We start from the raw sequence: 14465 nt of genomic DNA, 5'->3' as shown, positions 1-14465 counted from the left end.
CTGTCAAAAATTAAAGTTTGATGCCGGAAAAACTTAAAAATGCCATGGCCATTAGCCCGGTTATTATCATTGCTATACCCAAACCTTGGAGAGGTTCAGGAACTTTAGAATATCTCAATCTCTCTCTGATAGAAGCTAATAAAACAATCGATAAGAAAAAGCCAATACCGGTACCAGTTGAAAACACTAATGTTTCAGAAAAATTATATTCACGTTCCTGCATAAAAAGTGAAGCACCTAAAATCGAGCAGTTCACTGTAATCAAAGGAAGGAAAATACCTAAAGAGCTGTAAAGAGCGGGTGAGAATTTCTCAACAATCATCTCTACCAACTGAACTGCTCCAGCTATGGTACTGATAAACAAAATAAATGCTAGAAAAGTAAGGTCGACTGTTGCCAATGAAGGATGTATCCAACCGAGGGCTCCCTCTTTAAGCATATAGGTTAATATAAGGTAATTAAGCGGGGTAGTTAGCACCATTACAAAAATTACTGCTACACCCAAACCAGCCGCTGTTTTTATTTTTTTTGAAACCGCCAAGTACGAGCACATTCCTAAGAAAAATGCAAATATGGCATTTTCAATAAAAATCGATTTTATAAACATTCCAAGTAAATGTTCCATATCTAATTTTATGAAATATTGGTTAATTTTTTATTTCTGGATCTATGGAACCAAATAATGATTCCGATTAAAAACAATGCCGATGGGGGAAGCATCATTAAACCGTTGTTTACATATCCATGGTCGTAGGCCCATTGAGGTACCACCTGAGTTCCGAATATTTTACCACTTCCTAACAATTCACGTATGAAAGCTACGGTGATCAATATCAAACCATAACCCAAACCGTTACCAATACCATCTAAAAATGAAGGCCATGGTTTTTGTGAAAAAGCAAATGCCTCCAGGCGACCCATTACAATACAATTGGTAATAATCAAACCTACAAACACTGAAAGTTTTTTACTTACATCAAACATGTATGCCTTAAGCAACTGGTCAACAATAGTAACCAAAGTAGCTACTACAATCAGCTGAACAATCATCCTTACTCTGTTAGGAATACTGTTTCTAATTAAAGAGATAATCAGATTGGAAAAAGCTGTAACCACCGTTACCCCTAAAGCCATAATAATAGCCGGCTTAATTTGAACCGTAACAGCAAGGGCAGAACATACACCTAATATCTGAACAGTAATGGGGTTGGAGCCATCAAGCGGGTCCTTGATTACCTCCATATTTTTCTTTGAAAAAAGCCCTTCTTTTTTCTTTTTTTCTATAGTTTCTTCCATAAGAATTATTCTTTGATTTTTTCAAAATATTTTAAATATCCTTCCACACCATTTTTTATCATGTTATTGGTACCATCTGAAGTCAAAGTACCGCCTGAAATAGCATCAACTCTGTGTTCAGGGCCGAAAGTAACTTTCGCAGTGGTCTTAATTACATTGATTGAAACAAACGTGTTATTAGCATCTTTTATTTTTTTCCCAATAAACTGACTTTGGAATGGTTTTTCGGCAATTTCCGCACCAAGACCAGGAGTTTCACCTTTGTGGTCAAAATAGGCACCCTTAACTGTGTTGAGGTCCTTTTCAAATGATAAATAGCCCCAAACAGGGCCCCACAAACCAACACCATAAAGTGGAACTACGTAATTTTTGGAACCATCAGTATTTTTGAAAATATATACCGGCAATTTTCTGTCTTTCACTGGCTTTGCTACCTCTTCTTTCATAACAATTCCTGTTGGTTTTTCTCCATCAATAACCTCTCCATCACCATTCACCACGATTTCCTCTATTTGAGAAGTATAAATTTTCTCAATTTCCTGGGCTGATTTTCCATCAATCAATAAAGATTTAAGGATATTGGTTTTTTGATCCAAAGCTAGATTGAATTCCTGCTTTGGTTTTAAAGTTTCTGATGTTAAAACTAAAACTATTGCTGTAAGAATAGACAGTCCAATAGAGTACATGAAGGTATATTTATTACTATGCATTTTTTAGTCTCGATTTAATATGTTGCTCTACTACTAAATGGTCAATAAGAGGTGCAAATACGTTCATCAATAATATGGTAAGCATAACTGCTTCAGGATATGCCGGATTAAACACTCTAAGAATTACAATAAAGAAGCCTATGAAAAAGCCATAAATCCATTTGCCTTTTGTGGTCTGGGCAGCAGTAACGGGATCCGTAGCCATAAAAACTACGCCGAATGCAAAACTTCCCATAAACCAATGCATATACGGAGCCAGATGCATTGCGTGCTCAGGATTAGAGGCAGGTGCCAAAAGATTTAATAAATAACCGGTGAGCAAAGATCCGATAAATGCGGAAAGCATTACCCTCCAACTACCCACACCTGTCAAGATTAATACAGCTGCACCAATCATGATTGCGATGAAGGATGTTTCCCCTATAGAACCCTGTTCTACACCTGAAATCATGGTCCAGAGTGATGGAAGCTGCGATATACTTTTATCAAAAGTTACAAGACTGGTTGCTCCCGAAAATGCATCTACTATTTGATGACCAACTTCAGGGGAAAGGTCTGTCCAAATATCACCACTTAAAAAAGCCGGAAAAGCAAAAAACAAAAATGCTCTGGCTAATAATGCCGGATTCATGAAGTTCATTCCGGTACCACCAAAAACCTCTTTACCTAACAGTGTACAAAAAATAGCACCTAAAGCGACCATCCAAAGGGGAACAGTAACCGGTAAAGTTAAGGGAATCAACAAGCCTGTCACGAGATATCCCTCACTTATGGCGTGTCCTTTAAAATAGGCATAAATAAACTCTACTCCTAAACCTACACCATAGGATACTACAATGATGGGAAGTGTTTTAATGAGGCCAAACAGAAAGTTTTGCATCAGTGTACTATCCATTCCGAATGCATGATAATGCTGGTATCCAACATTCCACATTCCGAAAAGAGTTGCAGGTAGCAAAGCTAAAATTACTACCGTCATGGTTCGTTTCAAATCCATCGCATCTCTAACGTGAACTCCAGTTCCATTGGTGGGAGTTTCGGGCACAAAGAGGAATGTCTCAAATGCAGTAAAGAGATGATGAAATTTTTCGTATTTACCGCCGTGCGAAAAGTTCGGCTTTACGGAATCTACAAATTTTCTTATAAAACTCACTTTTATTTTCTTTTAAGATTACTCAATTTATTTATCAACCCTCTGATTTTAGAAGATCAAGTCCTTGTCTGATAATATTTTGCACGTCGATTTTTGAAGTACAAACAAACTCGCAAAGTGCAAAGTCTTCTTCAGAGACTTCATGAATACCCAGATTTTCCATACGTTCGATATCCCCTGCAAGTATTGATTTCAATAAAACCACAGGCATGATATTCATTGGTAAAACCTTTTCGTATTCACCGGTAACTACAAACGCTCTTTCTTCCCCGTTGATTCTGGTATCGAGATTATACACTTTTTTGGGCATTAGCCAGGAAGGGAACGAATGATTGAGACTGAGCTTACTAAATCCAGGCAAGGCCCATCCAAACAACTCAGGCTCTTTACTTTCCTTAATTACGGTAACTTGATTTGTATAATATGACAGGAAGTCGTCTTTCGTGGTAATTTGACCATGAAGTACATTTCCTTGTATAATTCTCATAGGTGCATCTGTAGTTTTTCCAGCAACCAAACTATCGATAGTTTGACCTGAAATCACACTATAATATTGAGGATTTTGTACCTCACTACCTACTATGGCAATTTTTCTTTGAGCCTGATATTTTCCAGAATTAAAAACTCTGCCTATAATAACCGCATCCTGAGGTGCAACATACCAAACAACCTGTCCAGGCCTGATAGGGTCGATATGGTGAATCTGAACACCCACATTTCCTGCAGGATGGGGACCATCAAATGTATTGATAGTGGCATTGACTCCCTGATACAATTCCGAGTCTGTATTTGAAGATACGCCGATATTTAATTTCCCGTCGGAAAGAATTCCAAGTACTTCCAAACCTTTCTTCAAATCGGCTAGTTCGTCTTTCAATACATAACTGTAATCTGGTGCCAAAGGGGAGGAATCAAATAAAGAAACGAATATTGCTTTAGGTTCTGAATCTATATCAGGAATAGAGTCAAATGGACGCTGCCTGATATAGGACCATGTACCTGTACTTAAAAGTGTTTCTTTTACCGATTCTTTTGTTAGGCTTGAGGGGGTTTCGAAAGTTTTGAATTTGGTATCCTGGTCGGCAAGGATCCTAATGTGAGTTACACGCCTTTTTTCAGCTCGAACGATTTCGACAACCTCACCACTCACTGGAGAAGGAATAAAAATCTCAGGTCTTTCTTTATCAAAAATAATACTTTGGCCGGCAAGAACTTCATCGCCTTCGGCTACAGATAATTTGTAGCTGAAATTTCGAAAATCTGAAGGCTTAATTGAGAATACTTTTGAAGGCTGTAGTTGGCCAATTTGTTTTTGGGCAGCACCCGGAATTTTTATGTCAAAACCTTTTTTTAGTTTTATCTGTTTACCCATTGATTTAATTATTAGGGTTTATCCGAAAACAATTCTTATGTTTTCTATTTACGCAAAACTATGGCTTAGTAATTAAAAACCCAATAAAAAAATGATTTTTTTGAACCTTTATTAATGCCTGACATTCAGGCAGGAACAGTATAATTGTAAATAAAAAAAAATATTAGGTATAACAAACTATGTTTCAACACTTAATATAAAAACATAACCAAAGTCATTGTTTTTTAAATGATGATATTTTCATGTGTTTTTCAAAATAATCTTATAAAAGCTCGTCAGAATCTTTAGGTTTTAAATCCTGATTTTGCAAAGCCGGAGCCTCAGATGCCGGGAAGCCTTCATTGGGACTAAATACGCAATCTCCGCTTATTCTTATGCCTTCTGGTACTTTAAATTTGGTCTTTTTAAATTCGATGGTTTTGTCGCCATAAACCTTTTGCATAAACATTCCCCAGGCAGGCATAGCGACTCTGGCACCCTGCCCCAACTCTATGTTTCTGAAGTGAACGGCACGGTCTTCGCCTCCTACCCAAACGCCTGCTATCAGATCTTGGGTAAGACCCATAAACCAACCATCAGAGAAATTTGAGGTTGTACCAGTTTTTGCGGCTACTTCATTACCATCTAATACGCCGTAACGACTGAGTCCTATTGCTGTACCACCGGGCAGGGTTGCTCCCCGCATCAGGTGAATCATTTTAAAAGCAGATTCTTTACTTAAAACTTCTTTTTGTTCAGGAAAATATTCTTTCAGCACTTCACCATTTTTATCTTCGATACGCAACAAAACCTGAGGCTCTGAATAAGTACCCTGATTGGCAAAAACGGCATAACCTGCCAACAATTCATAAAGGGAAACTTCTCCAACCCCTAAACATAAAGACGGTTGGTCAGGCAATTCGCTTTTTATTCCTAACTGATGGGCTTTTTCTATTACTTTTGAAGGTTTAAACTCTTTAATCAATCTAGCACTTACGGTATTGATTGATTGCCCAAGTGCCTGTCTCAGCGTAAGTGATTGGTATGAATATTTGCCATCTGAATTTTTTGGGGTATAAATACTCCCATATACTCCGTCTTCCACTCCAAATGAAATAGGCTCATCTACTACTTTTTCACAGGTAGAAAAACCATTGTCGATGGCAGTAACATAAACAAAGGGTTTAAATGTGGAACCCGGCTGGCGTCGGCTTTGGTATATATTGTCAAATTTGAAATATTTGTAATTTATGCCACCCACCCAAGCTTTTATCTGGCCGTTTCGGGGATCCATGGCCAACATTCCGATATTAAGAAATTTTTTATAATATCTGATTGAGTCTAAATGCGACATAACCGTATCCCGCTCTCCATCCCAGGTAAAAACCCGCATGGGTACTTTTTTTCGCATTTCGGCGAAAATTTTCTCTTCATCATTACCTATTTCTTGTTTGAGAGAACGGTATATATCAGTACGTTTGGCGGTATTTTCAATAAAATCTTTAATCTCCACATATTTATTATTCTCAAGCCTTACCCATGGATTGCGACCTTTCCAGTGAAAATTAAATTTAGCTTGCTGGTCTTTCATATGCACTTTTACTACTTCTTCAGCATAGGCTTGCATCCTGGAATCTATAGTAGTGTATATTTTGAAACCTTTGGTGTAAAGGTCATTTTCTTCATAGCCCAATTTGTCTAGTTCTGTCTTTAAGATTTCCTGAAGATGTTGTCTGAAATATCGTGCTGTTCCATAGTTGTGACTTTCGGGCGAATAATTTAAAACGATTGGTTCTTCAGCCAGGGTTTTCCCTTCTTCCGGGCTTATTTTATTAAATTTCACCATCTGAGAAAGTACTATATTTCTCCTGGCCTTCGAATTTTCAGGAAAAAACTTAGGGTTAAATTTGGAAGGATTTTGTATCATTCCTACTAATAATGCTGACTCTTCCTGACTCAATTCATGAGGGCTCTTCTTAAAGTATGTTTTAGCTGCTGATTTTAAGCCATAAGCCCCACTACTAAATTCGATAGTATTGAGATACATTGTCATAATTTCAGCTTTGGTGTATCTCCTTTCCAGTTTAATGGCGGTAATCCACTCTTTGGCTTTTATCACGAAGGTCCTGACCACCGGCACTTTATAGAGTAGCCCTTCGTAAGATTCGTCTTTTCTGAGTTTATATAAGTTTTTAGCAAGCTGTTGAGGAATTGTACTACCACCACCATTTGGATTAAGTGTGATAAGCCCTACAAACACTCTGACCATACTGCGGGCGTCAATTCCGGAATGCTTTAAATATCTTACATCTTCGGTTGCAATGAGTGCATCTACAAAATTTTGAGGGATTTCCTCAAAGGTCATAGGACTTCGATTCTCAAAGAAAAATTTTGCCAAAACCACACCATCTGACGATATTACTTCAGAGGCAATTTCACTTTTGGGATTATCCAGATCATCAACACCCGGAGTTTTTCCAAATAGCCATAAAAAATTGAAATTTATAGCAATGATGAGAATCAAAAAACTTATGATTCCGAAATAGAAAAGCCTGTAAATAAGCTTAATCAGCGATTTGTAAGTACCTGTGGCTAAATTATTGACAACCGGAAACTTCATAGTTTTTTGGAAAGATTTTCAGAAAAGATTCTCAAATTTAAAAGTTTTCAGGATAAACAACGACACCCTACCGCATTTATTGATTATTTGGCTTCAATTATATTGCGTACCGGGGCATAGGACTCACCTTTTGATTGGCAAATTTCCCTTCCAAAAACATAAAATGTGCTGATATGGCTATCATACCTGCATTGTCGGTACAATATTGAAATTCAGGAATATATAATTTCCATCTTTGTTTTTCTGCGGTTTCGGAAAGTGCTTTTCTAAGGCCTTTGTTAGCAGCTACCCCTCCTGCGATGGCTATTTGGGTAATTTTGTGCAACTTCGAAGCTTTTTTTAATTTCCTGATTAAAGTCAAAATCAATGTGTGTTGATACGAAGCACAGATATCAGCCATATTTTTTTCGATAAATTCTTCACCGTGTTTTTGAATAAAATAAAGCAGGGAAGTCTTAACACCACTAAATGAAAACGTAAGGTCCGGCATTTCTGAAATTGGGAAAGGGAATGCCAAAGGATTTCCTTCAGCTGCCAAAGCGTCGATTCTGGGGCCACCCGGATACCCAAGTCCCAGCATTTTAGCTGCTTTATCAAAAGCCTCCCCTACTGCATCGTCAGCGGTTTCACCCAAAACCTCCATGTCTAATGGGCCCTTTATCAATACAATCTGTGTATGTCCTCCGCTCACTGTCAGGCATAAAAATGGGAATTCGGGATGCGGTTCATCAATAAAATGGGCGAGAACATGTGCCTGCATGTGGTTGACATCAATCAGAGGAATGTCTAAACCCAAGGCCATAGATTTAGCAAATGAAGTACCTACGAGTAAGGATCCCAACAATCCGGGCCCTTTGGTGAAAGCAATTGCAGACAGCTCGGTTTTTGAAATTCCTGATTCACTCAAAGCCTCGCTTACTACTCTCACAATGTCTTTTTGATGTGCCCTGGATGCCAGTTCGGGCACCACACCACCATGAACTTCATGAATTAACTGTGAAGCCACAATGTTAGTAAGCATTTTACCGTTTTTTATGACTGCTGCAGAAGTCTCATCGCAAGACGACTCTATGGCCAAAATCGTTATATTTTCGGTATTAAAAGGCATTAAGTTTTTATTTTCGTTATTTTTTGAGAAATTTTGCAGTGCATTTTAAAAAATAAAAAGCCTTTTCACCGAAAAACACTCTCAGTCAGATACCAAAAGCAAAATTACGGATAAGATTTGAAGCGAATAGCCAATATATTACTAAAATTTCTGGGAGTGCTGGCACTTCTGGTTTTTTGTTTTGGTATTTTGGCTTATTATTCTCTGCAATTGCCCGAAGTTCAGACCTCGATAACACAACGGGGTACCGAGTGGCTCAGTGAAAAATTGGGTGGCAATGTAACTGTATCTCAGGTAAGAATCTCCTGGTTGGATGAAATCACATTTGAGGACGTAAATATCAAAGATCTCAAAGGCCGTGATATGATTTTTGTAAGAGAAATATATGTCAACTGTAAGACTAATTTTAGTTTTGATCCTGCAAAAATCATCAGGTTTGACAACAATCTGGACTATGTATTGCTCAAAAGCCCGGAAGTGAAAATTGTCAGGGAAAAAAACGGTGCATTAAATATCGATTATTGGATTGCAAAAGTGCAGGATATTGGTCGTGATCCTAAAAAACCCAGAATAGCCGACCATAATTTACCTTTCACGATTGACAATGCTTATGTTAAAAACGGAATGGTGAGCCTGGAAGACAACCGCAGGCCTTTGATGCCTAACGAGCTTTTCGATTATTACAATTTCAGGTTTGACAATATAAATGGTAATCTGGAAAACGTGTTAATTTTGGGTGATACGGTTTCTTTTAAAGCTAAAAGTATCAATGCTGCTGATAAAAGAAGCAAATTGGTGGTAAAAGACATCAAAACCGATTTCCTGTATTGCAAAACAGCCATGACTCTCGATAAACTTTCGGCATACATCAACGAATCGTATGTGGGAGACAGGCTACATTTATATTATGACCGGCCATCTGCTTTCAATGATTTTTTTAATAAAGTAAGGATGGATGCTGATATTAAGCATGCCGTTCTGAATTCAAAAGACCTGGGTAGGTTTTCGTCAAATATGTATCAATATGATGAACGATACCTGCTTGATGCCAGAATGAAAGGCAAGTATGTGGACCTAACTTTTGAAGATTTTAAGCTTAAGTGGGGTAAGACTTCGAACCTTAATGGAACGGCTAATTTTAATGGATTTCCTGACCTGAAAAAAACTTTTACAAAACTTGACCTCAAGGCTTCCACAATGGCCTGGCAAGATGTAAGTCAATATAGTCAAAATGCTGATTTTCAAAAATATATCAGAAAAATTGACCAATTGGCTCTATCCGGAACATTTGAGGGTTTATACAATGACTTTAAATCCAAGCCTTTATTAGTTTCAGAGCAATTGGGCAAAATAAGCGGGGAAGTCAATGTGAAAATCACAGACCAAAGTGAACAATCAACCTATTTCGGTGATCTTGATGTAAATTCTTTTGATTTAGGTAAATTATTTGATCAGGAAATAGTTCAGAAACTCACTTTTGCCGGGAAAATAAAAGGTAAAGGTTTGAAAATCGACGATGCTTCGGTTGAATTGGATGGCATTGTTTCAGAAATTGGATATAACAATTACAACTATCGCAACATAACCGTTGATGGAAAACTCGGTCAGTCGATATTTGATGGGTATCTGGAAATAAATGACCCCAATCTGGTAGCTGAAGTGGAAGGAATGGTAGATTTCAATAAAGATCTCAATACATTTAAAATAAAAGGGTTGCTTGACAATGCCAATCTTAAACCGTTGGGTTTTACCAAAGATGATTTTCAGGTACAATCAACCATAAATTTTGATTTTATTGGAAACAAGCTGGATGACTGGATTGGTCGAGCGAGGTTTTTAGATACAAAAATTAAAAAAGACAATAAAGAATTTGCCGTCGATTCTATGTATTTTAATTCCGGAATATTTGAAAATCAAAGACGATTTTCGATGGTTACCGAATTTTTTAACTTTTATGTCAACGGTGACTTTGTACCTTCCACACTCATCAATGATGTAAACACACTTGTAAAAGAATATTTGCTTTATTTCAATGAAACAGAAACTGAAAGAAACAAATACTATCTTACCAAAAATATAAAGTCTGAAAAAGATAATTATGAGGCCAATTACAGGCTTTATTTTAAGGATTCCAAAAGGTTTTTTGGTTTTTTCTATCCTGATGTTTATGTGTCCCCAGGATCATTACTTAATGGTTTATTGACGAGCAGGGCTACCACAGAGATGTCACTTGAAGGTCAGGTAGATACCCTTATTTATAAAAAGAATGAATTTTATAATAATCAACTTGACTTTTCAACTTCTAAATATTCTTCTACTCCTAAAGTTCTTACTTCTTATATTATCAGGTCGGCAAGTCAAAAAATGGCAAATGGCTTAAAAACTCAAAACATTCAGGCCAATGCTTATTGGGGAGAGGCCAATGACATTGATTTTGACGTTTCGATAGAGCAGGCTGATAACCGAAGTTATGCAGAAGTATTTGGTAATGTGACCTTTACCCCTCAGGGTTTCGACATCCGTCTTAATCCTAAAAACAGTAAAGTAGTGTTGATTGATAATAAATGGACACTTTCTGATAAAAACCAAATTCGGGTTTTTAAAGATAAAATCACCATTTCTGACCTTAGACTTTCTAATAAAAATCAAATGGTAAGTGCAAACGGAATATTGGCCAAAGATCCTGATTTAGAATCCATCTTTGTATTGCGGGATTTTGACCTCATGACCCTGAAACCCTTTACAAATGTAGAACTACGAGGAAGAGCCAATGGAGAATTGCGATTAAAAGATTTTTACAAAAACACATATTTTACAAGTAACCTTCATATCGAAGATCTGGAATATAGAAAAAGTAAGCTGGGAACTATCACTACTGAGGCTGTTTGGGATGCACTGGATGACAAACTCAAAATCAACGGAAACGTTTTCAGAGACATGAATGAGGTTGTCAGAATAAGCGGATATTATGATCCTGCCGAAAGGATAAATCCACTAAGCCTGAAAGGCAGGGTGCGAAATCTCAATCTCAATGTTTTTGAAGGAATGGTTGAAGGCATATTTAATAAAATTGGGGGATTGGCAGAAGGTGACCTCGAAATCACGGGCTCACCGCTTGATCCGGTATTTAAGGGTGCTATTAATATCAAAAATGGCTCAATGAATGTAGTTGCTTCGGGTACTACACTATATTTTGATGATACCATAATTTTGAATGAAGAGGGTTTTGTGGCGGGCCCTGAAGGAATCACGGTTCGAGATGCCCCAGTTGGTGGAAATATTGCCATCATTGAAGGCGGGGTATTTAATGGAGGTTCGAGTGAATTTATGGTTGGCCTTCATGCCTATGTAAAAGGCAATACCGGATTTAAGGTACTGAATCTAAAGCCATATGAAAACAACGTGATGTATGGCACCGCTTTCGCAACCGGAGATGTGCATCTTTCGGGCGACTTTGACAATGTAAACATTACCGGAAATCTGGTTTCAAACAAAGGCACAAAAATTACCATTCCAATGGATGGAGGTAAGGTGATTGATACTAAACAGGAAGGAATTCCATTTGTAAAAAGAAACGTTGAGGATGATACTTTAGCAAGAAGTCAAAATAAGAAACCAAAAATAAAAACCGGAGGCATCAATATGGCATTTAACCTTAGCTTCACCCCTGATGCTGAATGTGAAATCATATTTGATCGTGCCAATAATGATGTTTTAGATGTTTACGGTGAAGGTCGCCTGAGTATTCTGTATGATACCCGGGGTGAGTTTACAATCAATGGCCCATATACGGTAAGAAGCGGAAAATATAATTTCAGCTTTCAGAATGTTGCATCACTCAGGAGGTTCAATATCGTTGATGGTAGCACTATTACCTGGTCTGGCGACCCCTATGAAGCAAATCTTGACATGCGGGCCAACTATACAGCCAATATTCCAATTCCATCGAGTATTTCTCCGGAGTTAGCCAATACTTCCACCCGATACCCGGTTAACGTAAGCGTACTTTTGACCAACAGGTTATTGACACCAACCATCAAATACGATGTGAATTTTGATTTTAAACAGATTCCTTTGATAGGGCAAAGCCAAACTCAACTGTTGGGATTTGAACAAAAACTCAGGAATGACGAGCAACTGCTTAGCCGGAACGTTTCCAGTATTTTGGTATTCAATGAGGTCTTCCCTGATAACCTAACCGATGCTATTTCTCAGCAGTTTTTGATAGATAATGTGAGTAATATGCTTTCCAATCAAATCGGAAATCTGGCCAATAAACTCAATCCCAATCTGGAATTAGGAGTACAGTTTGGTAATTTCCGGGAAAATATTCTGAATAACATGCAGTTTAACTTTAGCTATAGATTTCTGGATAACCGAATCAAACTTTCAGGAAAAAGTGCCTTTATCAATAGCCTAGAGAGCAGTATCAATGCCGCGAACACAGGCCAGCTTTCAGTTGGTGGTGAACTCGAATATTTACTTTCTGCCGATGGAGAATATAAATTCAGATTGTTTTCGAGGAGTGTGCCTGCAAATTTTTATACTTTTAATTCCGCTGGAAATGTAGTTGTGTCGGGGGGGAGTTTGATTATTTCCCGAAATTTCAATTCTATTTTTACAAATAAAAAACCAAAACCATTTCCATTAGGAGTTGGTAAAAAAGAAGATTTATCTTTAAATATTGAAAAAGCTTCTGATTCAACATTGTCAAAATGAAACAACAACGAAGGAGATTTCCTGATAACCCAAAGCGGAATCCCGAACAAGTTTTCGATTTCCAGCAAGCCAGTCATATAGTTGAACTGGAGGCCATGGTATTGGGAGGCGTAATCAAAGAACGCGACGCTCTCACTTCAGTGATTGACGTGCTGAAATCTGAAAGTTTTATTTCTGAAAGGCATCAGGCCATATATCAGGCGATATTGTCTCTTTTTGGTAAGTCTGAACCCGTTGACCTTTTGACAGTGACCAACCAGTTGCGGCAAACCGGTGAACTGGAATTCATTGGTGGAGCAACCTATCTGGCCAAAATTACCTCAAAAGGCACCTCCACCCATATTGAGCAAGATGCCCGCATCATTGTGCAATATGCCATGCGGCGTAGCATTATTAAAATTATGGATGAAGTAGTGGCCAAAGCCTATGAAGACACCACAGATGTTTATAACCTGCTGGATAGTACCGAACAAGGATTGAGAGAAATACAGGAAGGAAACCTTAATAAAAATATACCTGAGCTGAGTTCGGTTGTATTGAAAACCATACAGGAACTACGGAATAAATCGGAACAAGATGCCGGCGTGGCCAGTGTACCATCAGGTTTTCCTTCTTTGGACAGAGTGACAGGGGGCTGGCACAATACCGAATTGATCATTATTGCTGCTCGTCCCGGTATGGGTAAAACGGCCTTTGTGGTATCGGCTTTACGCAATGCTGCCATTGATTTCAAAATGCCGGTTGCTTTGTTTTCGCTCGAGATGTCGAGCCAACAGGTTATGCTTCGATTGATTTCTGCTGAGGCGGAAATTGATTCACAAAAACTCAGAAAAGGCGAACTCGACAATGAAGACTGGCAGGCACTGCATTCCAAACTCAATGATTTGGCAATATCACCAATCTACATTGACGATACTCCTGCCCTATCGGTGCTGGAACTTAGAACAAAAGCCCGCAGACTGAAGGCTTTTCATAATATCAAACTTTTGATTGTCGATTATCTACAATTGATGACTGCCGGAAACGGTCGCATGGGAATGAACCGCGAGCAGGAAATTGCGGCCATTTCGAGGTCATTGAAAACCATAGCAAAAGAACTGAATATTCCGGTGATTGCACTTTCACAGTTGAGTCGTTCGGTTGAAACCCGTGCCGGTGACAAACGTCCACAGCTTTCTGACTTACGTGAATCTGGATCAATAGAGCAGGATGCCGACGTAGTAATGTTTTTGTATCGTCCTGAATACTACAACATTACAGAATCAGAAACCGGTGAAAGCACCAAAGGAACGGCAGAGGTAATCATTGCCAAAAACCGAAGTGGATCAGTTGATACCGTGAATTTGAGATTTGTCGGAAAATACACCCGTTTCTCTGAATTTGATGGTTTCAGCCTTTCAAAAGAAAAGTATGAAGAAATCAGCGGAACAAAAGTATTTGGCAGCAAGGCGAATGATATTTAAAATAAGTGCCGGGTTGCGAGTGTCGAGTTGCGAGTTTTTCTGTGT

At 38.2% G+C, this 14465-nt stretch carries 9 protein-coding genes; 2 read left to right on the top strand and 7 right to left on the bottom strand.

Going from position 1 to position 14465, the window contains the following annotated elements:
- Positions 1-10 precede the first annotated feature (10 nt).
- The 7 genes from nqrE to tsaD all read right to left on the bottom strand — a co-directional run bounded on the left by nqrE (position 11) and on the right by tsaD (position 8238).
- Complete coding sequence (nqrE, locus tag IPP61_10230; GenBank protein ID MBL0325541.1) at positions 11-625, bottom strand: NADH:ubiquinone reductase (Na(+)-transporting) subunit E; 615 nt, start codon at positions 623-625, stop codon at positions 11-13.
- An 8-nt stretch (positions 626-633) separates the two neighbouring features.
- Positions 634-1296: an NADH:ubiquinone reductase (Na(+)-transporting) subunit D gene (locus IPP61_10225; protein ID MBL0325540.1), complete on the bottom strand. Its 663-nt coding sequence runs from the start codon at positions 1294-1296 to the stop codon at positions 634-636.
- Between the two features lie 5 nt (positions 1297-1301).
- Complete coding sequence (nqrC, locus tag IPP61_10220; protein ID MBL0325539.1) at positions 1302-2006, bottom strand: NADH:ubiquinone reductase (Na(+)-transporting) subunit C; 705 nt, start codon at positions 2004-2006, stop codon at positions 1302-1304.
- Positions 1999-3159: an NADH:ubiquinone reductase (Na(+)-transporting) subunit B gene (locus tag IPP61_10215; protein ID MBL0325538.1), complete on the bottom strand. Its 1161-nt coding sequence runs from the start codon at positions 3157-3159 to the stop codon at positions 1999-2001. Before IPP61_10215 ends, nqrC begins: the two co-directional genes overlap by 8 nt.
- 34 nt (positions 3160-3193) lie before the next feature.
- Complete coding sequence (locus tag IPP61_10210) at positions 3194-4531, bottom strand: Na(+)-translocating NADH-quinone reductase subunit A (protein MBL0325537.1); 1338 nt, start codon at positions 4529-4531, stop codon at positions 3194-3196.
- Between the two features lie 262 nt (positions 4532-4793).
- Positions 4794-7130, bottom strand: coding sequence for a transglycosylase domain-containing protein (locus IPP61_10205; GenBank protein ID MBL0325536.1), 2337 nt, complete (start codon positions 7128-7130; stop codon positions 4794-4796).
- 97 nt (positions 7131-7227) lie between these two features.
- Positions 7228-8238 (bottom strand): tRNA (adenosine(37)-N6)-threonylcarbamoyltransferase complex transferase subunit TsaD, encoded by a 1011-nt coding sequence (tsaD, locus tag IPP61_10200; GenBank protein MBL0325535.1) that lies wholly within the window; start codon positions 8236-8238, stop codon positions 7228-7230.
- 117 nt (positions 8239-8355) lie between these two features.
- Here tsaD and IPP61_10195 point away from each other — a divergent pair, with 117 nt between their 5' ends.
- Positions 8356-12957 (top strand): translocation/assembly module TamB domain-containing protein, encoded by a 4602-nt coding sequence (locus IPP61_10195; protein MBL0325534.1) that lies wholly within the window; start codon positions 8356-8358, stop codon positions 12955-12957.
- Positions 12954-14420: a replicative DNA helicase gene (dnaB, locus tag IPP61_10190; GenBank protein MBL0325533.1), complete on the top strand. Its 1467-nt coding sequence runs from the start codon at positions 12954-12956 to the stop codon at positions 14418-14420. Before IPP61_10195 ends, dnaB begins: the two co-directional genes overlap by 4 nt.
- The last annotated feature ends 45 nt before the right edge of the window (positions 14421-14465 follow it).

The organism is Cytophagaceae bacterium (assembly GCA_016722655.1).
Classification (GTDB): domain Bacteria; phylum Bacteroidota; class Bacteroidia; order Cytophagales; family Spirosomataceae; genus Leadbetterella.
Note: the sequence above shows the minus strand (reverse complement) of the source record. Positions and strands in the feature narration are given on the sequence as shown.